Source organism: Candidatus Glassbacteria bacterium, from assembly GCA_019456185.1.
GTDB lineage: Bacteria > Gemmatimonadota > Glassbacteria > GWA2-58-10 > GWA2-58-10 > JAJRTS01.
On sequence record VRUH01000038.1, the window covers coordinates 1 to 24,035 of the forward strand.

The 24,035-nt window shown below is 61.3% G+C and carries 18 protein-coding genes; 12 read left to right on the forward strand and 6 right to left on the reverse strand.

What is annotated here, in order from left to right; genetic code table 11:
• The 3 genes from FVQ81_12775 to FVQ81_12785 all read right to left on the reverse strand — a co-directional run.
• Positions 1–180 (reverse strand): hypothetical protein (locus FVQ81_12775; GenBank protein ID MBW7997421.1); only part of this gene is annotated, 180 nt, incomplete at its 3' end.
• Entirely contained in the window at positions 177–1,193 is a 1,017-nt protein-coding gene (locus FVQ81_12780; GenBank protein MBW7997422.1) for a hypothetical protein, read from the reverse strand. The genes FVQ81_12775 and FVQ81_12780, both read right to left, overlap by 4 nt.
• 14 nt (positions 1,194–1,207) lie before the next feature.
• Entirely contained in the window at positions 1,208–2,080 is an 873-nt protein-coding gene (locus FVQ81_12785) for a glycosyltransferase (GenBank protein ID MBW7997423.1), read from the reverse strand.
• A 248-nt stretch (positions 2,081–2,328) separates the two neighbouring features.
• On the opposite strand from FVQ81_12785, the gene secD reads away from it, so the two are divergent.
• The 4 genes from secD to FVQ81_12805 all read left to right on the forward strand — a co-directional run bounded on the left by secD (position 2,329) and on the right by FVQ81_12805 (position 8,430).
• Positions 2,329–4,203, forward strand: a complete 1,875-nt coding sequence (secD, locus tag FVQ81_12790; GenBank protein ID MBW7997424.1) for a protein translocase subunit SecD — start codon at positions 2,329–2,331, stop codon at positions 4,201–4,203.
• Between the two features lie 65 nt (positions 4,204–4,268).
• Positions 4,269–5,354, forward strand: a complete 1,086-nt coding sequence (gene secF, locus FVQ81_12795; protein MBW7997425.1) for a protein translocase subunit SecF — start codon at positions 4,269–4,271, stop codon at positions 5,352–5,354.
• 139 nt (positions 5,355–5,493) lie between these two features.
• Positions 5,494–6,081, forward strand: a complete 588-nt coding sequence (locus tag FVQ81_12800) for a hypothetical protein (GenBank protein ID MBW7997426.1) — start codon at positions 5,494–5,496, stop codon at positions 6,079–6,081.
• Between the two features lie 72 nt (positions 6,082–6,153).
• Positions 6,154–8,430, forward strand: coding sequence for a prolyl oligopeptidase family serine peptidase (locus FVQ81_12805; protein MBW7997427.1), 2,277 nt, complete (start codon positions 6,154–6,156; stop codon positions 8,428–8,430).
• A gap of 80 nt (positions 8,431–8,510) precedes the next feature.
• Here FVQ81_12805 and FVQ81_12810 read toward each other — a convergent pair whose 3' ends face one another.
• Complete coding sequence (locus tag FVQ81_12810) at positions 8,511–9,017, reverse strand: Rrf2 family transcriptional regulator (GenBank protein ID MBW7997428.1); 507 nt, start codon at positions 9,015–9,017, stop codon at positions 8,511–8,513.
• Positions 9,018–9,184: 167 nt separating this feature from the next.
• On the opposite strand from FVQ81_12810, the gene FVQ81_12815 reads away from it, so the two are divergent.
• The 3 genes from FVQ81_12815 to FVQ81_12825 are packed head-to-tail and all read left to right on the forward strand — an operon-like array spanning position 9,185 to position 11,680.
• The gene (locus tag FVQ81_12815; GenBank protein MBW7997429.1) at positions 9,185–9,682 is read left to right on the forward strand and encodes a nitroreductase family protein; all 498 of its coding nucleotides are present in this window, start codon (positions 9,185–9,187) and stop codon (positions 9,680–9,682) included.
• Between the two features lie 48 nt (positions 9,683–9,730).
• Positions 9,731–11,419 carry a sodium/solute symporter gene (locus tag FVQ81_12820; GenBank protein MBW7997430.1) on the forward strand — a complete coding sequence of 563 codons (1,689 nt, stop codon included), beginning with the start codon at positions 9,731–9,733 and terminating at the stop codon, positions 11,417–11,419.
• Between the two features lie 18 nt (positions 11,420–11,437).
• Positions 11,438–11,680 carry a hypothetical protein gene (locus tag FVQ81_12825; GenBank protein ID MBW7997431.1) on the forward strand — a complete coding sequence of 81 codons (243 nt, stop codon included), beginning with the start codon at positions 11,438–11,440 and terminating at the stop codon, positions 11,678–11,680.
• 270 nt (positions 11,681–11,950) lie between these two features.
• Here FVQ81_12825 and FVQ81_12830 read toward each other — a convergent pair whose 3' ends face one another.
• The gene (locus FVQ81_12830) at positions 11,951–12,775 is read right to left on the reverse strand and encodes a class I SAM-dependent methyltransferase (protein ID MBW7997432.1); all 825 of its coding nucleotides are present in this window, start codon (positions 12,773–12,775) and stop codon (positions 11,951–11,953) included.
• Positions 12,693–16,970 carry a hypothetical protein gene (locus tag FVQ81_12835; GenBank protein ID MBW7997433.1) on the reverse strand — a complete coding sequence of 1,426 codons (4,278 nt, stop codon included), beginning with the start codon at positions 16,968–16,970 and terminating at the stop codon, positions 12,693–12,695. Before FVQ81_12835 ends, FVQ81_12830 begins: the two co-directional genes overlap by 83 nt.
• A gap of 244 nt (positions 16,971–17,214) precedes the next feature.
• On the opposite strand from FVQ81_12835, the gene FVQ81_12840 reads away from it, so the two are divergent.
• The 5 genes from FVQ81_12840 (at position 17,215) to FVQ81_12860 (ending at position 24,032) form a co-directional block, all read left to right on the forward strand.
• Positions 17,215–18,726, forward strand: a complete 1,512-nt coding sequence (locus tag FVQ81_12840; protein MBW7997434.1) for a DUF5060 domain-containing protein — start codon at positions 17,215–17,217, stop codon at positions 18,724–18,726.
• A gap of 11 nt (positions 18,727–18,737) precedes the next feature.
• Positions 18,738–19,532, forward strand: a complete 795-nt coding sequence (locus FVQ81_12845) for a hypothetical protein (protein ID MBW7997435.1) — start codon at positions 18,738–18,740, stop codon at positions 19,530–19,532.
• Positions 19,533–19,541: 9 nt separating this feature from the next.
• Complete coding sequence (locus tag FVQ81_12850) at positions 19,542–20,660, forward strand: IMP cyclohydrolase (GenBank protein MBW7997436.1); 1,119 nt, start codon at positions 19,542–19,544, stop codon at positions 20,658–20,660.
• 175 nt (positions 20,661–20,835) lie between these two features.
• Positions 20,836–21,759: a hypothetical protein gene (locus FVQ81_12855; GenBank protein MBW7997437.1), complete on the forward strand. Its 924-nt coding sequence runs from the start codon at positions 20,836–20,838 to the stop codon at positions 21,757–21,759.
• 197 nt (positions 21,760–21,956) lie between these two features.
• Complete coding sequence (locus FVQ81_12860) at positions 21,957–24,032, forward strand: PBP1A family penicillin-binding protein (GenBank protein ID MBW7997438.1); 2,076 nt, start codon at positions 21,957–21,959, stop codon at positions 24,030–24,032.
• The last annotated feature ends 3 nt before the right edge of the window (positions 24,033–24,035 follow it).

A 24,035-nucleotide genomic window follows, 5' to 3' on the forward strand; every position in this document is an offset into this window, starting at 1 on the left:
CAGATTGAACTTGCGGCGCATGATACTCGAGGCCGGGTCCTGGCGGCTGCGGCGCTCCAGGTGCTCGATCCGCTCGATTTCCTCCACCCGACGATGAGGCACGCGCTCGAGCAGTTGACGGGTGCGCGGGTTGGCGGCCACGTCGGGATGAACGAATACCGTATCGAATTCGTAGATCACCTGGCGTCTCCCTCGGCGATATCGGGAGCGCCAAGCAGGCGGAAGAAATCGCCGGCCCTGCCGCTGCGGGCGGCGTCGAGCAGCCGCAGAGCCGCCTGTTCCAGCTCCCCGGCCGAACCGAACTCGAACGAGGCGCGGTAGCGTTCGCCCTCGAACAGCCTCGGCGGCTCGATCCTGATTTCACCGCCCAGACCGAGTTCGCCGGTGAGCCTGCCCAGTTTCTCCTCCAATTCGCGCAGGGTGGGATACCGTCGCTCCAGCAGCACCCGGTGGACAGTCTCCCGTCCTCCCGAGGCCGCGGCCTGGGGGTCGAGCAGCAGCTTGCGGATCCGGCTCTCGGAGAGCACCTCCTCGGCGGTGGTGTGCTCGCGAAGGGTGATTTCCCCGGTCAGTTCCAGATAGCCGCGCAGGAGGTTGCCACCCGGCTTGAATGTCCGTACCACCACCAGCATCGCCCGCTGTCCCTCGCGGGACATGCGAGCCCAGCGCCCGGCCTCGCGGAGGCCGACTCCGTTTTCAGCGCACCAGCGGGCGACAGGCTCCTGCAGCCGCTCCAGCTCGCGCAGCTTGTTCAGTACGCTTTTCGACGAGCCCAGGCCCCACAGCGGCAGGAACGTGCCGATAATGTCATCCTCAGCCACCGCGAACTGCTCCCGCAGGCGACGGGCCAGCCTGGAGGATTCCACCGGGGTCAGCCGTCCGGCCACATCGGCGCAGCGTGTCTCGAATATCACCGCCGGCTCGATCTTTTTATCCAGCAGCACCACCGGAATCTTTTCCACTCCCGCCTCCCGGGCCGCCGCAACCCTCCGGAACCCGTCGACCACCACCAGCCCGGAATCGCCCTCCAGCGCATAGAGCGGCCTGATAACTCCCAGGCGGCGCACGCTTCCCTCCAGCGCACTCAGCACGCGCTCGGCCGGCCAGCTTAGCGCCCAGGTACGGTCCGAGGTGTCTATTTCATCGGTGGCAAACATTTTCAGCCTGGTTCCTACCAGAATCGTCTCATCCAATTGAATCCGCCTCGTCAAATAACTGTTTTCAGCTCTTTAACTCCGGGTGCAAGTTCCTGCTGACGGGCTTTCGCCCATTCCATTATCCGCTCGTAACGCAGCGCCTGAAGACGTTTGCCGCGTCTTGAGTAACCCTGCTCCAGAATCGCCGCCTTGCGCACCAGTTCATCGAGCGCGGCCCGATACTGAGGTTGGTCGAGGGCGCCGCTGTCAAGCGCCTTGCGGATAGCCCTCGCGCGCCAGCGGTCGAAACCCCAGTGGGACGATGACAACTGGTCTTCGTGGCCGCCCCGCTTGACAATCAGCTGCCTGTCAACGTACAGCACGGGCTCGGCGGCGGTCAACCGCAGCCAGAATTCGTAGTCCTCGCAGACCCGGTAAGCCCGGTCGAATCCGCCGAGCCGCCCGAACAGCCCCGTGTCGATCATCGCGCTGCTCGGGCTGATCCGGCACATCGGCAGGCACCACTCGAATATACGTCCCCCGCGCTTTGCGTGCTTGTTCATCGGATTGACCCGCCGTCCGCGGCGCACCCAGACCTCGTCGGTATGGCTGAACCGGTATTCCGGGTTCTCCGCGTGGGCGGCAAGCTGTGTTTCCAGTTTCTCCGGCAACCAGAGGTCGTCGCTGTCCAGGAACGCCAGCCAGCGGCCGCCGGCCTCGGCGGCTGCCCGGTTCCGCGCCGCGCTGACACCCCGCCTGCGGGTGCGCAGCACTTTCAGCCGGTCGCCATAGTCCGCCAGCAGCCTGCCGGTCCCGTCGCTGCTGCCGTCGTCGACCACGATCAGTTCAAAGTCCCGGAAAGTCTGGCTCAGCACGCTTTCCACCGCGTCACGAAGCATCGCCGCGCGGTTGTATGTCGGGATTATTACGCTCACCAGCGGCAAAAGAAGTTCCTCGTGACCAGGGCCGCACAATCGGTGCGGAGTCGGTTGAATTGGCGAAATTACAGCCAGTTAAGCTGAATATAAGCCGTATATTTAGGTTGACAAGTAGTTAGGGGATTTCTATTTTATATGATTCTTGTACTCAGCCCCGGAAGCTGGAGTTACCGCTGACCTGCGGACTCGGTCCTCTCCCGGATAAATGCCCGGAACTTGTCTCGTAACGTTTACCCGCATGGGAGTTTTCTCAGATGTTTCAGAACATCAAGTTCAAGGTGATATTCATTCTGCTGATCTTTTTCGGCTGTATCTACTATCTCTGGCCCACGGTCTACCTGGCACGGCAGAGCTCTGAGGAGCGCCGCCTGATGCACCTCTCCGACCCTCAGCGCCTGCGTGACCTGGAAGAGCGAAGCATCAAGCTGGGACTCGACCTGCAGGGCGGCATGCACATGGTCCTGGAACTCGACCGGGACGAGATGAATATGAGCGAGGGCGAGGAAGCCGACGCCATCGACCGGGCGCTGGAGATTATCCGCACCCGTGTCGACCAGTTCGGTGTCAGCGAGCCGCTGGTCCAGAAAGCCAGCAACGAACGGATTATCGTCGAGCTGGCCGGCGTGGTCGATACGGCCCGCGCCAGGGCGCTGGTGGAGCAGAGTGCGTATCTGGAATTCAAGCTGGTCAAACCCCAGGGCGAATTCCGCGAGGCGCTTAACATTATCGATGAACTGATCGAGGAAAACGACCTCTATATCCTGGCCGGGGAACGCGATGACGCATCCGGCGCGGCGGACGGGGATCGGCTGGCCGACGCGGCCGGGCAGGCCGAGGATGTATTCGACCCGATGGAACTGTTCGGCGAACAGCAGCAGGAGGACTCGACAGAGGCTGCCGCCGACACGAGCGGCGAGGGCACCGGTGAACTGGATGAACTGCTCGACGAGGGCGGCCGGCTTTCCGGCGAGGGAGCCAGCACGTTCAGCCGCCTGTTTTTCCAGCAGCCCATGCAGGCCGGGAGCCGTCAGCAGAGCGAACTGCTGGTGCCGATAAACAATGTGCCGCTGGTCCAGGCCTACATGGCTATCCCTGAAGTAGTCGAGATACTGGCCAACGCCGAAGTAAACAACATGGTGGACTACCTTCGCTACCGCAGCGCCGACGAGAGCGACGAGCCGGACACTCTTGAAATCATGTGGGGTGACGACGATACGAATTACCTGGGTCCCGACGGCAGCGAATACAAGCGCGTGTACCTGATGAAAGAAAAGCCGGAGATGACCGGCGAGTTCCTGGCCGACGCCAACGCCACGCTGGGCAGCGGCTACGATCCCTCGACTGCCAACAAACCGCTGGTGATGATGGAGTTGACCGGCGAGGGCGCCGACAGTTTCGCCGTGATTACCGAGAGGTTCATCCAGCGCGACCTGGCTATCGTGCTCGATAATATTGTCAAGTTCGCCCCGCGGATCATGAGCCGTATCCCCAGCGGCCGGGCGGAGATCTCGGGCGTGCAGACCATGGAGAAAGCCCGCGACCTGGCTATCGTGCTCAGGGCCGGCGCATTGCCCGCCCCGCTGCAAATCGCCGAGAGCCGGACGGTCGGTCCCTCCCTGGGCGCCGACTCGATCGCCAAGGGCAGCCGCGCGGCGATAATCGGGCTGACGCTGGTGGTGATCTTCATGCTGTTCTACTACAAGTTCGGCGGCCTGGTGGCCAATGTAGCGCTGATGTTCGACATGCTGATAATCATGGCGGTGCTGGCCGGGTTCAACGCCACGCTGACTCTGCCCGGTATCGCCGGTCTGATCCTGACTATCGGGATGGCCGTGGACGCCAACGTGCTGATATTCGAGCGTATCCGCGAGGAACTGCGCTCCGGCAAAACGGTGCGGGCCGCAATCGACACGGGTTACGAAAAGGCGTTCAGCACGATCATGGACGCCAACGTGACCACGTTTATCACCGCGATCGTGCTCTTCCAGTTCGGCACCGGCCCGATCAAGGGATTCGCCGTCACCCTCTCGATCGGCCTGGCGACCAGTATGTTCACCGCAATCTACGTGACCAGGGTCATTTTCGATCTGTGGACCAGCCGCAAGCATGTTAAATCCGTCGCCATCTGAACCGCGGTCGGCCGGCTAAATTGTAAACAGTTCAGTTATGCATAGGAACCCGGGAGCAAGTTGACATGGAACTGATCAAGAATCCTAATTTCGACTTTATCGCCCACCGCGGTATCGCCCTGAAAATATCGCTGGCGGTTATCGCGGTCGGCATTTTTTCGCTGATTCTCCACGGCGGCCCCAAGTACGGGATCGATTTCACCGGCGGAGCGGCGATCACGTTCAAGTTCGAGCAGGAAGTGGCCGCCGAGGATATCCGCGACGTGCTGAACAGGGCCGGGATTCAGTCGTTCGAGGTGACCCATTTCGGCGACCGCAACCACGTGCTGGTCAGGCTGCAGCTGACCGACGCCGGCGACAACACCTACCTGGGCACGATCACCACCCGGCTTGACCAGGCAATGCCGGACAACCCGTATATCGTGGAACAGAGCGATCTGGTCGGTCCGAAAATAGGCACCGAGCTGCGCGAGAAAGCGATGCTGGCGATGTTGTTCGCGCTGATCGGCATTATCATCTACATCTCGATCCGGTTCGAGGCCGAGAGCTTCCTGGGCGTGCTGGTCACCCTGATTTTCGGCCTGGTGGTGCTGACCGTGAGCACAACCAGCGTGGTGCTGGCCAGCGACCTGTGGACGATCCTGATTATCGCGCTCAGCGCGGGAGTTGTCGGGTTCATCTGCGTCAAGTTCGATTTCAAGTACGCCATGGGCGCGATCGTGGCGCTGATCCACGACGTTACGATCACGGTCGGCGTGTTCTCGCTGCTGAACAAGGAAATCGACCTGCCGATCGTCGCCGCGCTGCTGGCGCTTATCGGTTACTCGCTCAACGATACGATCGTGCTCTTCGACCGGATCCGCGAGGAGTACCCCAAGGAGCGCAAGCGCCTGAGCCTGGACCGGATTATCAACAAGAGTATCAACAACGTGCTCAGCCGCACGGTGATCACCTCGCTGACCACGATGATCGTGGTCCTGATCCTGCTGATTTTCGGCGGCGAGGTTATCCGGCCGTTCGCCCTGGCGATTTTTATCGGCATTATCGTCGGTACCTACTCCTCGATCTACGTGGCCAGCCCGGTGCTGATTTACTGGCACAACCGGTTCGGCGCGGGCGCGGACCTGACCAGCCGCAAGGCGACCGCCTGAGGCACGCAGCACATACCGGGTCAGCTATGTGAAGCCAAGCCCGCCCCAGCATCCAAAAGTGGGCGGGCTTTCGCTATTGGCGCTCTCGGTCCGATGAAACAGCCTGCGGGCCGCGGGGGTAGTATCCCCTGGAGAGAATATGCGTAAATCGACCGTACTGACGACAACCCTGATCGCGGCCCTGGCGCTGGCCGCCTGCAGTACCACCCACAAGCGCGAGGTGCTGGACCTGATCGGTCAGCTCGACGCCACGGTGATTAACTACCGCAGCCAGACTTTCGAGCTCAGCGAGCAGTTACCGCTGAACCGGCAGATGGCCGCCGGAGAACTGGGCAGCCACCTGGCGCTGATTTCGCCGGTAATCATACCGATCGGCCGGGGCGGCTACGATCTGGTCGATATCGAAAACGCCAAGGTATATCTCAGGCTGGAGATCACACCGGGCAACCACGACGGCGCCACCTCGGTAACCATGTTCGTGGGCAACAGTATCGATATCTACAACGACCCCTCGGCGGTCCAGGTTCAGCGCAAGATGTTCCTGCCGGCCATCTACGAGCTTTCCAGCGAAGACCCCAAGCTCAAGCAGATTTTCGCCCTGCCGGAAGTTGTGTTCGGCATCCGCTTCGTAATCGAACCCACCCGGCTCGACAGCCACTCCATCTATATCGAGGGCCATGTCGAAAAGTTCGAGGCCGAGATTTCAGGGGTCCAGGGTATTTTCTGACCATCATCGCCACCCCCGAGCCTCCCGCTCGATTTTCCTTGTCTGCCCGCCGATTTGTTTTATCATGGGTACATGCCGGTTTCGCAGTCCCATCTAAAGCACACCGCTTTCCTACCCTGTACAACCGAAACAAGGAGTCCGCATCCGATGAGCCCGCTCCGAATGCTCTGTCGTCCGCTCAGTGTCATCCTGCTCGTGCTGTTCCCGTCGCTGCTGCCCGCCCAGGGCGAACTGGCTGTCTGGGGAACCAGCGCGGCGGAGGCCGAACAGGCCGAAGAAATGCTGTACGATTACCTGACCGAGATCGCCTGGGACTATCTCGACCGACGCGACCGGGAGATCGCCGCGCTCAAAAGCGAGGGCGACGTGCGAAGGCGGCAGGAACTTGTGCGCGAGAGGATGTTCTCCACGCTCGGTCCGCTGCCCGGGAAGACCAACCTCAAGGCGAAAGTGACCGGCACCCTGAAACGCGACGGCTACACTGTGGAGAAAGTGGTCTACCAGAGCATGCCGGGCTTCTACGTGACCGGCAACCTGTTTATTCCCGACGGCGGCCGGAAACCGTACCCCGCCGTACTGGGCACCTGCGGCCACTCGATGAACGGCAAGGCCGCCGACGTGTACCAGGCGCTGTGGGTCGACCTGGTCACCGAGGGGTTCGTCGTGCTCACGTTCGACCCGCCGGGCCAGGGCGAAAGGTTCATGTACTGGGACGAGGGCCTGGGTAGCACCTGGCTGGAGGGCACGACCACCGAGCACAGCATGCCGGGGATCCAGTGCCTGCTCACCGGAGCCAACGCCGCCACCTATTTCGTCTGGGACATGATCCGCAGTATCGACTACCTGATCTCCCGTCCCGAGGTGGATCCCGAACGGATAGCGGTCACGGGCAACAGCGGCGGCGGGATGGCCACCGCCTATCTCGCGGCAATGGACACCCGGCTGGCCGCCGCCGTACCGAGCTGCTATCTCACCTCCTGGCGTAAACTCTGGAGCACCATCGGCCCGCAGGACGCGGAGCAGAACATGCTGCCCTTTATCGGCAACGGACTGGATTTCGGTGATTTCCCGCTGGCGTTCGCCCCCAAGCCGTACCTGATGAACCTGGCGATCCGCGACTTTTTCAATATCGTCGGCGCGCGGCACACATATACCGAAGCCAGCCGGGTCTACGGCCTGTTCGGGGCCGAGGACAAGGTTGCCAAGTTCGAGGCGGACGATTACCACGGTTACACCAGGCCCCGCCGCCAGGCCTGTGTCGAGTGGCTGGCCAGGCACCTCCAGGGCCGCGAGATCGACTACGACGAGCCGGAGCGGATTCCCGAGGATGAGCGGGACCTGTGGGCCACGCCCACAGGCCAGACCGTTACCAGCTACGATAACGCCGAGACGATGGCCTCTCTCAACCGCAAGTTCGCCGCACGGATCATGTACACCAAGAAGAAGCCGATCAAACTTCCCGAACTCGAAACCGAGCGCGACAGGATAATCACCCAGGCCCGTCGACTTTCAGCTTACACCAAGCCCCAGGGTGCGCTGGAACCTCAGCTGCGCGGTTCCGTTCAGCGGCCCGGAATGAAAATAGAACTGGTCAGTTTTAACGTGGAAGAGGGTATCACTCTGCCGGCGCTGCTGTTCCGCCCGGACAACCCCTCGGACGGCAAGCCGGCCGTACTCTGGACCTCGGCTTACAGCAAGAGCGACGACGCCGGCGGGGATATCGCCGAGCTGGTGCGGGCGGGCCATCTCGTACTTGCCCCCGACCTTCGCGGCCAGGGCGAAACAGCGAGGCCCTCTACCCGCAGCAGCCTGTTTGTCAAGTGGTTCTCGCCGGACTGGGACATGGCGCTGATGGCGTTCCATGTCAACCGGTCACTGGTCGGGATGCGCGCGGCAGACCTGGTGCGGGCCGTGGACCTGCTGGCGGAGATCAGCGGAGGCGATGAGATACTGCTGGTGGCCAAGGGACGGATGGGCGTGCCGGCCATGCACGCGGCGGCGTTCGACAGCCGGATCGGACGCGTGATAATCGAGGGCGGGCTGGTGAGCTGGAAGGCTGTGATCGACGCCAAGTACCACCGGGACCAGCTCGACAACGTGGTCCGCGGGGCTCTGGCCCACTACGATATACCCTCGCTGGCGGCCGCGATCGCCCCCAGGCCCCTGGTGCTGGCCAGCCTGTCCGACCCGATGGGCCGGCCGATCGGGTCGGATCAAGCGCGGAAAGCCTACGATCAGGCGGCCTTGTTTTACAAGGTAATGAACTACGAGGACCGTCTGCGGGTAACCGACCGCGGAATCGGCGTAAGTTTCATCGAGGCTTACGGGGAGTTACTGCAGGAACGCTAACGCAAAGCGGCACTGGCGCCCGACGGGGTTCGGCGGGAGGAGGAGGCGTTAGCGGTTGGAATTCAGCGCGGCATGTGTTTTTAGAAACTGACCTGGACCGTGGGGATGTTCTTTTCGATCAGGTCCCGGATAGTGATCCGGGAGCCGAAATCTTCGTAGAAGCGGAAGATCGTATCCCAGAAAGGCTTGACGTTACATTCCTCCTGACCCTGGCAGGCGTGGGTCTTGCGCCGGCTGAACTTGGCGCAGTGCCCTTCGCTGTTGAGTTCGCTGGACAACATCTCCAGCACCTCGCAGACAGAGATATCCCCGGGAGTACGCTTGAGGGTGAAGCCGCCGTGGATCCCGCGGGTGCTATCGATCAGGCCCTTGCGTTTGAGAATCCCGAGCAGCTTGTGGACATAATCCAGACTGATCTGTTCGCTTTCGCTGATCTCGCGCGCGGTCACCGAATCCTCGTCCCGGTTGCGCGCCAGGCTCAGCACACAGCGCAGACCGTATTCTTCCTGGGCGCTGAAATGCATTGAAAGGTCCACCTCCTTCAAACTTTTATCCGCCGCAGAAAACAGCCGGCCGGAAGCACTCATCAAGCGTAATTGATAATAAATTATTAATCCAAAGTCAAAGACAAACTGCTATATTGTCCTCAATCTCTAAGTTATAACGTCCCGGCAGAAAGGATTGTTGCTTTTTTTGTTGCCGGAGCTGCACTGACATCTTCATCACTTTCCAAACCGCCCACCTGGAGAGTACGATGGATGCAATGGAAGCGTTAAAATCAAGACGCAGTATCCGCAGTTACCGTACAGACCCGGTCGAAAAAGAAAAAGTGGAGGCGGCGATTGACGCCGCCCGGCTGGCGGCCACCGGCCATGGCGTCGAACCCTGGGAATTCGTGGTGGTCACCAACAATAAAATTCGCGCCCAACTGGCTGAAATCTGCGACTACGGAAAGTTTATCGTCCAGGCCCCGGTATGCGTGGTAGTCCTCTGCCGGGATACGAAGTACTACCTCGAGGACGGTTCAGCGGCAACGCAGAACATGATGGTGGCCGCCTGCGCCCAGGGGCTCGGCTCGTGCTGGGTGGCCGGGGATAAGAAGTCGTATGCGGAAAAAATCGTCAGGCTGGTCGGAGCGCCGCCGGAGTATAAGCTGGTCAGCCTGGTCTCGCTGGGTCTGCCGGCCGACGACCATCCGCCGCGGCGGAGCAAGCGCTCGCTCGATGAGGTGATCCACTGGGAAAAATTCTGATCCGGCTGGTCTTTCACACCCAACCGGGCAGGAGGCAGCGCTCAGCCCATGTTCCAACTCCACGCAGTCGACATATTCATTATCGTCTTCTATTTCGTATTCGTCCTGGGCGTAGGATTCTACCTCAGGCGCTACACGAAAAGCGGCGAGGATTTCTTTCTGGCCGGACGGAACCAGACCGCCTGGATTGCGGGGATCAGTTTTATCGCGGCCAACATGGGAGCGCTGGAGTTGATGGGCTGGTCATCGGCCGCCTACCAATACGGCATGCTCTCGGTCCACTGGTACTGGATCGGCGCGATCCCGGCGATCCTGTTCCTGGGCATCTTCATGATGCCGTTCTACCACGTGAGCCGCACCCATTCGGTGCCGGGTTACCTCAGCCTGCGCTACGGCGAGGCGGCGCGCTGCCTGAGCGCAGTCACGTTCGTGGTGATGACCCTGCTGGCCAGCGGGATCAGCATGTACGCGATGGGGCTCGTGCTGGAAAATTTCTTCGGCTGGGATTTCGATACCAGTATCTGGCTCACCGCGCTGACCGTGGCCGCCTATGTCACCATGGCCGGACTGACCAGCGCGATTTTCAACGAGATTGTCCAGTTCTTCATGATCTGGGCCGGCTGTCTGCTGATCCCGATTTTCGGGCTGATCGAGGTGGGCGGATGGGACAAGCTGGTGGCGCTGGTGGCCCAGCGCGCCGCCGAGTTGACCGGGCCGGGCGCCCCGGTGCTGGACCGGATGCATATCTGGTCAACAATGGCCAGTCCGGATCTCAACTCGATGGGCATGCACTGGCTGGGGATCGTGTTCGGCCTGTGTTTCGTGATCAGCATGGGCTACTGGACCACCGACTACCTGGTAGTCCAGCGCGTGCTGACAGCCAGGGATATCCGCGCGGCCAAGACCGCGCCCGTGATCGGCAGTTTTTTCAAGATGGCGATCCCGTTTATCGTCATCCTGCCGGGTCTGATCGGGTTCGCCCTGATCCCGGACCTTCAGCCCGAAAGCCCTGACATCAGCGCCACCCAGACCTACAACGCGGTGCTTCCCCTGCTGATGAAACGCTATTTCGGCCCCGGGCTGATCGGGCTGGGTATAATCGCCCTGATCGCCGGGTTCATGAGCGGGATGGCCGGCAATATCAGCGCGTTTGCCACGGTCTGGACCTACGACATCTACCGCTCCTATATCCGCCGAGACAGGCCGGACAAACATTACCTGCTCTTGGGCAGGCTCAGCACTCTCGTCGGGGTGCTGATCTCGATCGCCACGACTTATATTGTCAAACGGTTCAGCAGTATCATGGACTACATGCAGGCCCTGTTCAGCTTCTTTATCGCACCGCTGTTCGCCACCGTGCTGCTGGGGATGTTCTGGAAAAGGACAACCGCCCAAGCCGGTTTCTGGGGCCTTCTGCTGGGCATGTGCACGGCGATCGGAATATTCGGCGGCGTAAAATTCGACCTTGTGGACCCCGGTCTGATTACGCTCAGCGAGAATCCCAGCACGATGGCGCTGAATATGTGGCAGGCGCTCTGGGCGTTTGCAGTCAATTTTATCAGCACGGTGATTATCAGTCTGCTCACCAAACCCAAGCCGGAAGAAAAACTTGTCGGGCTGGTGTTCGGCGCAAGCGAACTGCCCCACGAGGGTCCATCGGCCTGGTACCGCCGTCCGGCGTTCTGGGCCTGGGTCAGTTTTGCGATTTTCGTGGTCCTGAATATTGTTTTCTGGTAATCCAGTGGAGGCAATCCGATGAGCGACAACCTTCAGATGAGCCTGTCAATCTGGTTCCTGTGCGGAATAATCCTGGGAGTTTACGGGATAACAGTCACCGCCAGCGGAATCTTCAACGCTCTGAATCCTCCGCCTGTTTTCGGCGCCGAATACCACCTGGATATTGTCTGGGGCCTGGTGCTGCTGTGCGCAGGAGTTGCGTTCATGGTCCTGCAGCGTCCCTCGCGGGTAAACCGTCTTCGGAGCGAAAAAAAGCTTTAAGAGAAAAGCTGTAAGGACGCGGGCCGGCACGTTCATTGCTTTCCACCGCGCCCCTTCATCCCCCCTCACGGCGGCTCCTGCAATGAACGTGCCGGCCCGCCTGCTGCTTAGTTCAAGAATCTGGCCGATACTCTACTCGGACAGGCAAGGGTATATGAACAGGGGCTGCCCGGTCGATCCGGAGCAGCCCCTGTCCTGTTGATTCTTCGGATTAACAAATTAAGAACTGCGAAAAGTTGCAGGGGCGCACCCCAAGTATCCGCCCGGGCTTCAAAGTTCATATGTCGATTTCCGCTTGCGAGCCACCACAATCTGCGTCCTGCCAAAAAACAGCGAAAGTGAGTGCATCTGCCTGTTGATCTCCCGGTTGGCCTCGCGTTGACGGTCGTCCGGCTCGCTGGCGAGCGTGCGGCCTGTGAGAATGTAACTGAGCGGCCAGAGCAGGGCGAGTGCCAGGCTGCTTCTGCGGATATGGTCCGTGTCCACTCGCTCTATTTTAAGCCCCGCCGTGTGCAGGATATGGCGAAACTGCCAGAAAGTGAGCGGATAGATATGCTCGATATAACGGTTGCGCTCGTACTCACTCGACGGCCTCACGGCCAGTGCGTAGAACCCTGTCAGCAGAAACCGTAACCGGCTGGCGGCGTTGTTGATATTGGGCGAGGTGATTACCAGTGTGCCGCCGGGCGCCAGCACGCGGGCCAATTCGCGGGCGAAAGCGTACTGGTGCTCCAGATGTTCGATTCCCTCGCAGCAGACCACCAGCTCGAACGAGTTGTCGGCGTAAGGCAACGGGTCGTCCAGGTCTCCTTTGGTCAACCGCACTCCTGTTTTATCGGCAACAAAGTTTTCCGGTGCGATATCCAGCGCTTCCACCCGGTGGCCCAGCCGGACCAGTTCCGCGCTGAGAGCTCCGCGACCCGGAGCGAGTTCCAGCGCGCGGCATGGCGCCAGTTCCGCGATCATACTCGCCACCTTGCGCTCCAGCCGCGAAAGTCCTGAACTTTGCAAGCTACTCAACCTCCACGTATTTTTCGTTAAACACCCCGCTGGCGACATCGCGCACCCGTACCCGCCAGTCGCCCGGCTTGTCATTCAGCGCCAGTTGAAACGACTGCCTGCCCCTACCCGCGGCAGTGGAAACGTTGCCGCTGTAGTGACCAAGTTTCTCTCCTTCCGGCCCGTAGACCTCCACGACGAACACGTGAGGTCCGGCCGAGGGCAGACTGGCGGCGCTACTCTCTGTTGACGCGGCCAGATTTACCCCGAACGAGAACTGGACTTTGCCGCCCCGGTGAGCCCGCCGCGGCAACTCCAGCGCAACATCCGTCACCTGGTAGGGCAGGCTGGCCAGCAGCTTGATTTCGCCGGTGGTGATCGGGGTGCGGATCGTGCGGCCGCGGCCCAGGTAGCGCCCGTTGCGCACGTCGTAGTGGTAGCCGTCGTTCGGCAGCAGGACCTCGATATCCCGCGGCGGGCCGACCATCCGGTAGTCCTTGATCAGTCCGATCAGGCTGCCCGCGCCCAGGTTATAGGTGGTCATTTTGACCGCCTTGAGATCCGTGCCGCTTGCCGGTCGAAGGCGGAAACGGGGCTCGTAGCCCGCAGCCCGCAGCAGTCTCATCGCCGAGTTGCGGACAGCGCTGCCGCGGCCCCCGGCGCGAAGGTTGCCGTAGCCGGAGACGAACGTGTTGAGATGGTACGCGCCGCCGTCGCCGAAACTGTTACGGTAAACCAGCGGCAAGCCCGGACCCAGGTCCAGTTGCTCCGCAGCGGAGGCGTGAAGGTCACTTTCGGCGATCTCCAGTCCCCAGCCGCCGCCGCGCTGGACGATACCGCCGTTGACAGGCACCTGGCCGGGCTCGGCGGTTATCCCGAACAGGCTGTCCAGCGCACCGGCAGCTCGCCAGCGGCAGTGCCCGTCCATCTGTCCGGTCTGCGAATCGCCGATCAGCGCTCCCCCGCCGCGCACGAAGCCGGCGATTCGCTCAGCCGCCCTGTCGCTGAGGGCCAACGAGTTTGGCAGCACCAGGATTTCGGCGCCCGACCCGTCCAGCCAGCCGTCCTCGAGCATCTGGCAGCCGATCACCCGGTACGGTACGCTCAGGTCCTCCAGCAGCCGGCGCCAGCTCTCGTAGTTCGCTTCCCAGCGGTCGAACATCGCGCTCGGCGCTCCGTCCTGCTCGATAATCCTGCCGTCCTGGATCCAGCTCCCGTGGATCGACTGGATCGACCACAGCAGCACCACCTCGCTGGGTGTTGACTCCCCGGCGGCGATTAGTTTGGCGATACCGCCGTGGCGCAGCTCACCGAAGATGTTCATCATGTCCCGGCCGCTCTTGCACAGGCGATAATCGGGGTCGATAGTGGAGAACTGCCAGAATATCGCGCTGCCGGCGGTGTGCCCGGCGAACAGTCTGCTCCAGAGCTCGTAGTCCAGCTTGGGTCCCCAGACCCCATAGCCAGTGCAGCCGGTGATCTTGCCTCCCTCGCGCATGAACGCCTGGTGACGGGCCGGTTCGCCGTAGGGCTGCGTATGGTCGATCGCCTGGTCGATCAGGTAGTAGTCGTAACCGTTGTGCGGCACCGTGCGCTGGGTGCCGGTCATCATCACCAGACCGTCGTCGTCCACCTCGCGCACGAGGCCGCGCACATAGCTGTAGTTGTCGGCGTAGGAAATTTCCATGAACGTGCGGTGGTCGGCCCAGCTCGAATAGTTGCCCCGCTCCTGCGCCTCGAATGTGTCGTCCGGGATCACCTCATCCCACCCGGCAAACGTGGTCCCCCACTGGCTGTCCAGCGCATCCAGCGAGCCGTACCGCCCGCGCAGCCACTCCCGGAAAGCGGCCAGTGTGTGTGGGCTGAAACACAGATCGAACGCATCGCCGTAGTGGGTCAGCGACGGTTCCTCGTAAGCGTAGTAGCTCAACGGGCTGAAGCGTTTGAACCGCGATACTTTTTCGAATATCACCCTGCGCTGCTCTGCCAGGTATTGCGGGTCGTGGAGGCAGTTGATCCGGTGCAGATACTGTTTGTCCCGGGTTTTAAGGTAGTTGGTTTTCGCCTGGCGATATGGTATCTCCCCCGCCCCGTCCAGCGACTCCTCGGTGTCCAGCCGCGTCTCGGCCTGGATTCCCAGGTTGCTGCGATAGACAAATTCAGGGCTGATCGCGGCCCAGGCGGTCACTCCCAGCTCCTCCATCCTGCGGTCGAGAAAATTCCATTCTCCGGCAGTGATCATCGGCATGAACCGGTACATCATCACTTCGTAGTCGTCCCAGGAGGCCGGCCGGTCGATAAAAACGGCCCGGGACAGGCTATGCAGCGGGTCCCCGGCCGGCGACAGGATCCGGACGCTCACCACTGCCCGTCGGCTGAGACATCCGCCCGTGTTAAACGCGAACGGAGCCGATCCGCCGGTTGCCGCCACAGTGTCGGCTCCCAGCAGCCTGCCGCGGTTGTCTGTCAGGCTCAGAGCGACCCGTTGAGGATTTCCGCTGAATTTGACCTGTCCGCTCAGCACGATTCCCAGCGGGACAGTTTCCGCTTCCAACTCGATCGCCTCGACCCGTGGCCCCTTGACGGTCCGCCCGAGCGCGGAGGCGAAATCCACCACGCGGCCGCCGGAGCGGATATGTCTCAGCCCGACAATTGCCAGGCTTGCATGATACGTGTTGACGAACCTGTGTTCGATCCGCCCGGAGGCGTGCACGGCCAGCGTATCGACTTGCAGTGCATCCCAGGCGCCGTTGCGGAGAGAAATTTCCACCGAATCGCCGGGAAAGACACCCTGCAGCACGGCGGTCACGGTCACCGAACCGCCGTCATCCCGGATCGAGGGCGAGAATATCCCGCTCTCGGGGTTGTCCCGTCCGGCGGCCCAGCGCACAGTCCGGCCCACCAGCGCATACAGGTATTCCCAGTACGGCAGCCCGTCGCGTTCCTCCAGCGGGTTCTCCACCACCGGGAACATCCCGTGGTCCACCCAGCCGAAGGCGGCCACCCGTCCCCTGCCGTAGGAGCCGACCGCCAGGATCGGGCTGCCCTCCCGGCTGGCGATCAGCACCTGGTCCTGGCCGGCGTCGTAGGCCAGATGCGGGATATCCTCCGTGGGCACCAGTTCCAGCGGGATTCCCCGGGTGATATAGTGCTCGCCGTCCACGACAGTCCACTCGGCCCGGCGCATGCCGCCGGGCATCTCCTCGGGCTGGTCGGCCTCGCGAAGGTGCACCTGTTCCATCTCGATCCGGCCGTCGAGCGGGCTTAGCTCGGAGAATATCGAATCCGCCTCAAGATCAGTCGGCTGGAACAGCACCAGGCCCGCGCCGTTACGGACCCGCTCCAGCAGGGCCCGCCGCAGTTCCGGGGGCCAGTTCTGCCAGCCTCTCATCGGAGTCAGCACGATCACGTCGAACTGCTTGTCGCTCTCCAGCTCGCTGGTCAGATCGGTGTAGCTGATCGAGAACTTGTCGTCCACGTGGTCGTAGCCCAGCGCGCGGGTGCCGTAGAAATCACCGAACGCCCAGCGGTGCATGCCCAGCGACGGCTCGAACGTGACCGTGGCCGGTTGCAGTTCGAAACGCTGCATCAGCTCCACCATCACCCTGCCCGCCGCGGCCCGCGGAGTGAACAGACCCTTGACCGCCCCCTGGGCGTCGGGACGCTGCCAGGGCACGTGGGGGGTTGCAATCGAGTCGCTGTAACTAATGTCCATCTTGCCGCGCTGATCCAGCTCCGGCTGATATTCCCAGGTGCGCACGTGGTCGAAATAGAGCAGCGCGGGGCCCGCCGGAGCGTAGCTTACCGCTCCCAGGCTGTTGAAATCCAGTCCGTGCAGGGTCTCGCGGCGGAACTGGAGCATGTTGAGACCCTTCTTCAGGTGACGGACCTCCTGCCATACTCCGCCCACGCTGTCCCTGAATGTCACCAGCAGACCCACCGGCTCGGGAGCGTAGATATCGGTGAAAAACGCCTCGTAGATTTTCCAGCCACCGCCTCCCTCGTCGCCGAATTTCTCGCGGATAATCTCCGCCATCCGCCAGAGGCCCACCAGGTCAACGCTCAAAGTTGCACCCCGGCCGAATTCCACACGCAGGTTGTGCTTGCGCTGGGTGGCGTAGGTGCTGTCCAGGGCCACCCGGCCGGAACCTTTCAGGGTCCAGCGGCCCAGGTCGCCGTCCTCGAAAGTCTGCAGCCTGCCCCAGTCGTCCTGGGCCGCGGCATTACCGACCAGCAAAACTGCCAGGATCAATACCGGAACAGATACCCTGATCCCCACGGACTGTCGCATGCGGAACTCTCCTTTGGTCACACTGATATTGTAGCGCACTTGAGTTTTTTTCGACTGCAAGCAAACCTAATATCAGGATTGAATTAAAACAACCGGGACAAGCCGGAAATCCCCCCAAACCGTCCCCGGAACCAATTGACTGACCAGCGGTTATTACTTAACTTGACAGGCGTACCCTGCGGACCGGCAGCGAGTATACCGGTCCGGAAGCCCGGACCCACCGATAATTCCGCTGGAGACACCGATGAAAAAGCTGATGCCCCTTCTGCTGCTTGCAGCCGCTCCCCTGTTCGGTTTTCCTCCGCAGCCCGGCCTGGTCGGGCAGTGGGCTATTTTCGAGCTGAGCTTTAATGCCTCCGGCTGGAGCAACCCGTTCCTGGAAGTCGAGCTCCACGGCGTATTTACCGCGCCGTCCGGCACGGAGCACCGGGTAGAGGGGTTCTACGACGGCGACGGGGCCGGCGGTGTCACCGGCGACGTGTTCAAGCTGCGCTTCGCCCCCGGTGAAACAGGCGCGTGGCGCTGGCGCACCGAGAGCAACCGCGACGCGCTCGACGGCCAGGCCGGAGAGTTCACGGTCACCCCGAGCGCCAACCGCGGCCCACTGCGCTATGACCCCCGGCGCCCGCGCTGGCTGCACTGGGCCGACGGCACGGTCTTTTTCGAGTCGGGGGCCGACGACCCGGAGTGCTTCCTGGCCGACAAGTTTATTACCCAGCAGCAGCGCTACGAGGGGATAGACTACCTCGCCGCCAAGGGTGTCAACAGCCTCTACTTCGGCGTGACCAACGCCGGGCCGGGCGACGGGACCGCGGAGATGAAAGTCACCCCCTGGATGGGCGGGTTCGACAAGCCCGAGTTCGACAATATCTGCCTGCTGTTCATGAACCGGCTCGAGGGCGTGGTCCGCCGGCTCGACAGCCACGGGATGACGGCCCATATCGTGCTCTACCTCGACGACTGCTGCCAGATCAGCGATGCGATCACCGCCGAACAGGAAGAGCTGCTGATCCGCTACCTCTGCGCCCGGTTCGGCAGTTTCAGCGGGATTGTCTGGAACCTGGCCGAGGAGTTCGACGAGTGCTTCACCGAACAGTGGTGCTCCTCGCGGGCGGCGATGTTTGTGCGCCACGACCCGCTGGGCCACCCGGTGACAGTCCACCAGCTCTCGAACGACGAGTTCAAGCTGGCCGGCGACCCCAATTTCGGCACCACAGCCATGCAGTTCAACCGGACCGCGCCGGACTCGATCAACGCGATGGTCCGCCACCTCCGCGACCAGACCGAAGCCGCCGGGCGGCCCCTGCCCGCCTCGCTGATCGAGTGGACCCCGCTCGCGCCCGAGGAGGCCGAAACCGCGCGCAGGGGGATGTGGGCGATCGCAGCCGCGGGGGGCAGCTACCAGGTGTTCAACAAGAATAACGACGAGCCGATGACCGCAGAGTTCGCCCTCTGGGAAGAAACCTGGGGGTATGCTGATATCGTCCGCCGCACCATGGAGGCCCTGCCGCTGGATGAGATGGAGCCAGATAATTCGCTGGTCTCGCGGGGCTTTTGCCTGGTGCAGCCCGGTGAGCATTACCTGGTTTACCTGCCGGAAGGCGGTGAAGTTACTGTTGAGGTGACCGGCAGCGCGCTTGCCGCTAACTGGATCGATCCGCGCACGGGCGAGCGCACGCAGGCCGGGGCGGTAGAGGTTGGCAAGGTGAGTTTCAGCACCCCCACAGAGGGTGACTGGGCGCTGGTGTTAGAATAGGAGTTATAACAATGGCCGATATTACGGAATTATTATCTAAACAGTTGGAAAAACTTGTTAATCTCGATTCAGAATGCAAAGTCGATAAAAATGCATTCTTCGATCTGGAAAGCATTGAAAAGATATTCGCATGGTATGAAGAAACTAAAACTATACTAAATGGCCACTTACAAAGACGCTTTTTTGCAGAATTTGTTGCTATTATGCAAATACCTAAAGATAGTGACGTTGGCTATCTAGATTACAAAGTGACTATAAGCAGTTTCAAAGATTTCCTTAAAAATGCAATCGCCGATATAGAAACTTATAGTGATGGTATGAAATCCAAAGCAAAAAGAAGTGTTGCAGCTGCTTCAAATACTTCTGATATAACAAAAACGGGAAAAAAGGTATTCATTATTCATGGCCACGATTATGCCAACTTAGGCAATCTTGAGAAATTGTTAAAAGACAGATTTGATTTAGAAGTTGTAATATTGAAAGACAAACCAAAAAAGAGTAGACCTCTGATCGTAAAACTGGAAGAAGAGGCAGAAGGAGTTGGATACGCTTTTGCTTTATTTACCCCTGACGATTTCACAGTAAACGAAAATGAAGAATACTATGAAGCTAGACCAAACGTGATTTTAGAATTGGGTTGGTTTTTTGCTAAAATTGGCCGGGAAAATGTTTCCATATTGCTTAAAGAAAACACAAAAGTACCTTCAGACCTTGATGGTATTGACAGGATAGAGTTTATAAAAGTTATAAATGAGCAATTTGAAAAGATCGAGCTTGAATTAAAGACAGCTGGAATAATCGAATAGGAGTGAATAATGGCCGAAAAAATGTCCAAAATGTATTTCACCGGCAGCGGGAAGAAATTCCCCGGCGGCTTCGAGGTGCTGGGTACGTCGTATGAAAAAATCGAGGACCTGCGCTACGGCACCAACCCCAACCAGGGCGCGGCGTTCTACCGCCCCAAAAGCGACAAACTCGGGGGCGTAATCGGCGCGATGGAGATGCTCAAGAGCGGCAAGGGCGGCCTGAGCCAGACCAATCTCGAGGATATCCACCACGCGCTGGGGATCGTCAAATATTTCGAGCGGCCCGCCTGCGCGGTAATGAAACACCTCAACCCCTCGGGCGCCGCGGCGCAGCACGAGAACGAGGACCAGCTGGAGGTCTACAAAAAAGCGCGCGACTGCGACAGCCGGGCCGCGTTCGGCAGCGTGGTGGCGTTCAACACTCCGCTGGGCGTGGCCACCGCCGAGGAGATCATGGCTACGATAGTCGAGGGCGTGGTGGCCCCGGCCTACGAGGAGGGAGCCGCGGCGGTGTTCGAGGACTTCGGGCGTTTCAGGCGCAACCGTCATATCCGCGTCCTGCAATGCGGCCCGCTGGACAGGCTGCCCCGGTTCGAGGGCGACGACACCGGCGGGGTGCTGGAGATCAAGGTGCTGGGCGATGGCGCCCTGGTGGCAGCCGAGCCTTTTCTCAGCTCGATTCGCGGCGAGAGTGACCTGCTGCCGGCGAGGGCAACCAACAAGGAAGAACAGGAAATAATCTGCCGACACGAGCTTTCGGCCTCCCAGGCCCTCGACGTCCTGTTCGCCTGGTACGTCAATTTCAACGTCCGCTCCAACGGCGTGGTGATCGCCCACGAGGGCCGGACAATCGCGGTGGGCACGGGCCAGCAGGACCGGGTGGGCGCGGTGGAGCAGGCCGTGGCCAAGGCTGAAAGCTACCACGGCGCGGACTCGCTTAACGGCACGGTGCTGGCCAGCGACGGGTTCTTCCCCTTCCGCGACTCTATCGACTCCTGCGCAAAAGCCGGGATCGCGGCGATTATCCAGCCCGGCGGGTCGCTTCGCGATTTCGAGGTCGTGGAAGCCTGCAACGAGCACGGGATCGCGATGGTATTCACCGGCGAGCGCTGTTTCAGCCATCACTAGTCGATTGGATTGACAACCCCCGCCTGCCTGCAGCAGGCACCCCCTTTATTAAGGGGGAATAAGGGCGCCGGCTTTCCCGCGTGTGCGCCCGGGCGGACACATGGGTCCGCCCCTACAAGAAATCGATAAACAGTTCACGATTCGTTTACGGGCAATAACGGGCAACGGCAGGATTATGAGCGTCCGCACTTTGATTGTCGATCAATGGTACCGCCTGGCGTTCTCGGTTCTGGTGGCAGGGATCACCGTGGCCGCGGTGGTGCTGGAGTTCCGTATCAATTACGTGGAACGCTCTATCGGGCGCTACCTGACCTGGCACAACGCGGGCCGTCAGGAAGCAGGCCAGATCTGGGAAACTGTCTCGCTGAGCGAGGAAGTTCAGCAGCAGCTCGACGAGCTGGTGGCCGACCGCCGGGCACAGGTCTCGCTCGACGAGCAGGTGGACGATCTGGTGCAGCTGATCCAAATGGCCCGCGAACGCGAACAGGTGCTGCTCTCCCGCGACCGGTTCCTGGAAATCTACAACCGGATGCCATCCTACCAGAGCGCCCTGATTATCGAGCCGCTGCAGCTGCTGGAGCTGATCGGTTCGCTCGAGGGCTGGCAGCGCACGCTGATCGAGTTCGAGGGCGGCGACATGCTGTTTTTCCTGGTTGACGGGACCAACAGCGTGCTCCAGGAGCGGCGACTGGACGCGGACTATGTGACATTCTACATGAGCGGAGCCGGGTCGCGCCCGTTCGGGCGGGACAGGGACGATATCTCAGCCGCCGAACCCTACCCTCCCGATGTGTTCTACGACGCCTGGGCCGGCCTTCCCGGCGAGCAGCGCAGCGGAATCCCGCTGAGCAACGATGAACTTATCGCCTGGCGCTACCGTCTCCTGCGCGTGGGCGTGAACTTGCGCAACCTGGTGGGCGAGCGCACCGAGATCGCGTTCGAGCTCAGCGGCGACCAGGGTCTGACCACCGTGCGCGTACTGGGCCGCAGTCTGGCCGTGCTGCATCTGGTCGACGAGATGAACCGGCGGGCGGGCCGCCCGCCGATTGCGACCGATGATCCGGAGGGGGGCGGGTTCATTTTCACCCTGCCGCTTTGACTGGGAGTCAAGAGCAAGAATACAGGAGCCGGTATTCAGAACTCAGGAGAAAGGCAAAAAGCATAAATGCAGCACACCGTCTTTTTTTTCCTTATCGTTGTCTTTTGTATTTGTTCTGTCTTCTGACTGCTGACTACTAGGGAGTGAAAACGCATCCAGCTTTATGTTACCCGGGCCGCCGTTGAAAGGGAACACATTTGAAAACGCTGTACAAACTGATCAAATCCCTGTTTTACCTGGGCGTAATCACAGCCGTGCTGGGGTTCTGCGCCGGAGTGGCGGTGGCGATCATTGTCGGGCGCGATATCCCGCAGCTCCCCGATGAACTGGAAAAGCTGGTGCTCAACACCCGCACGGAATTTTACTCCAGCACCGGCAAGCTGATCGCGACCATGGGCGAAAAGAACCGGGTGCCGCTCTCCCGGATCAGTCCCCATTTCCGCCACGCTCTGCTGGCCGCCGAGGACTACGATTTCTACAAGCACGCCGGCATCAGCAAAACGGGTATCCTGCGGGCGATCTGGACCAACATCCGCGCCGGGCGCGTGGAGGGCGGGGCCAGCACGCTGACCCAGCAGCTTTCGCGCAATTTCTTCTTCAGTCTGGCCCAGACCAGTTCGCGCAAGATCAAGGAAATCCTGCTCGCTTTCCAGCTTGAATACATGTTCGAGAAAGACGAGATCCTGGAGGCCTACTGCAACAACATGTATTTCGGCAGCGGGGCCTACGGGATCGAGGCCGCCAGCCGGGTCTATTTCGCCAAGCACGCCGACCAGCTCACGGTTGCCGAGGCGGCGCTGATGGTGGCCGTGCTCAACGGACCCTCGCTCTACAACCCCTACGCCCACCCGGGGCGCGCCCGCAACCGTCAGCTGTGGATCCTGGGCAGGATGGAGGCCCTGGGCCTGATCAGCGGCCCCGAACGCCTGGCCGCCGAGCAGGAGGAGCTGCGGCTGAAACACTACACCGAGGCCGAGGCCCGCAGCAACTATTTCCTGGATTATGTCAAAGGTACGATAACCAGGCAGTTCGGCGAACAGTTTCTCTATTACGGCGGACTGAAAATCTACACCACTATCGACCAGCGCATGCAGAGCGCGGCGGTGGCGGCGATGGCCGGCAACCTGCGGCAGCTCGACGGCCTGTTCGGCCTGCCCGACTACGCAGCCCGCAGCGACCGGGCCGCCAACGGCGATTACCCCCAGGGCGCGCTGGTAGCGGTGGAAAGCGGCACCGGAGCGATTCTGGCGATGGTGGGCGGACGAAACTACCAGGACAGCCAGTTCAACCGGGCCGAAAGCTCCAACCGGCTGCCGGGCAGTGCGTTCAAACCGTTCGTCTATTACACCGCCATGCAGGAAACCGGCCTCAGTCCGGCATCGACCCTGGTGGATTCGGCGGTGACCTACGAGCTGCCCAACGGCCAGACCTGGAGCCCGAACAATTTCGAGATGGATTTCGCCGGACGGATTACGATCAAGAAGGCGCTGGAAAAAAGCCGCAACGTGATCGCCGCGCAGTTGATCACCATGGCCGGCCCCGAGCGCGTGGCCGAAACCGCCCGGCGCTTCGGGATCACCAGTCCGATCATGCCCACGCCGTCGCTGGCCCTGGGCACCAGCGGGGTGAGTCCGGTGGAGATGGCCGGGGCGTTCTCGGTGCTCGCCACCGGCGGAGTGTATTACGAGCCCTATGCGATCAAACGGATCGAGGACACCCGGGGCAACGTGCTGCTCGACCCGATCCCCCGCGGCCGCGAGGTGGCCAACCCCCAACTCGTCTACCAGGTGGTGGACATGATGCAGGGCGTGATGGACCGTGGCACGGGAGCGGTAATCCGCAGGATGGGGTTCACCCGCCCTGCCGCGGGCAAAACCGGCACCACCAGCAATTACCGCGACAGCTGGTTCGTGGGGTTTACCCCCGGGATCAGCACCGCCTGCTGGGTCGGGTTCGACGATAACCGGGAGATGCGTTACGACGACAACGGCTACATGCGCGGGCTGACCGGGTCGCGCGGGGCCGCTCCGATGTGGGGGATGTTCATGCTGAAGGCCACCGAGGGCGCCGCCGGCCTTGATTTCTCCGTACCGCCCGGGATCGACTTCCTGGAAGTGGACGCGTTTTCCGGCCTGCCGCCCTCGCCCTCCACGCCGCCCGGCGAATTGATCCGGGCGGCCCTGCTGCCGGCCCAGGTGGACGCGGTATTGCAGAAAGCGGGACGCACCGGGGACAACTCTCCCCAGCCCCAGTTCGATCCGCTCGATTTCTGAGCG

Coding starts and splice junctions, on each gene's coding strand:
- secD (MBW7997424.1), top strand. CDS start 2,329: ATGTTTCAGAACATCAAGTTCAAGGTGATATTCATTCTGCTGATCTTT.
- secF (MBW7997425.1), top strand. CDS start 4,269: ATGGAACTGATCAAGAATCCTAATTTCGACTTTATCGCCCACCGCGGT.
- FVQ81_12800 (MBW7997426.1), top strand. CDS start 5,494: ATGCGTAAATCGACCGTACTGACGACAACCCTGATCGCGGCCCTGGCG.
- FVQ81_12805 (MBW7997427.1), top strand. CDS start 6,154: ATGCCGGTTTCGCAGTCCCATCTAAAGCACACCGCTTTCCTACCCTGT.
- FVQ81_12810 (MBW7997428.1), bottom strand. CDS start 9,017: ATGAGTGCTTCCGGCCGGCTGTTTTCTGCGGCGGATAAAAGTTTGAAG.
- FVQ81_12815 (MBW7997429.1), top strand. CDS start 9,185: ATGGATGCAATGGAAGCGTTAAAATCAAGACGCAGTATCCGCAGTTAC.
- FVQ81_12820 (MBW7997430.1), top strand. CDS start 9,731: ATGTTCCAACTCCACGCAGTCGACATATTCATTATCGTCTTCTATTTC.
- FVQ81_12825 (MBW7997431.1), top strand. CDS start 11,438: ATGAGCGACAACCTTCAGATGAGCCTGTCAATCTGGTTCCTGTGCGGA.
- FVQ81_12830 (MBW7997432.1), bottom strand. CDS start 12,775: ATGACAAGCCGGGCGACTGGCGGGTACGGGTGCGCGATGTCGCCAGCG.
- FVQ81_12835 (MBW7997433.1), bottom strand. CDS start 16,970: ATGCGACAGTCCGTGGGGATCAGGGTATCTGTTCCGGTATTGATCCTG.
- FVQ81_12840 (MBW7997434.1), top strand. CDS start 17,215: ATGAAAAAGCTGATGCCCCTTCTGCTGCTTGCAGCCGCTCCCCTGTTC.
- FVQ81_12845 (MBW7997435.1), top strand. CDS start 18,738: ATGGCCGATATTACGGAATTATTATCTAAACAGTTGGAAAAACTTGTT.
- FVQ81_12850 (MBW7997436.1), top strand. CDS start 19,542: ATGGCCGAAAAAATGTCCAAAATGTATTTCACCGGCAGCGGGAAGAAA.
- FVQ81_12855 (MBW7997437.1), top strand. CDS start 20,836: ATGAGCGTCCGCACTTTGATTGTCGATCAATGGTACCGCCTGGCGTTC.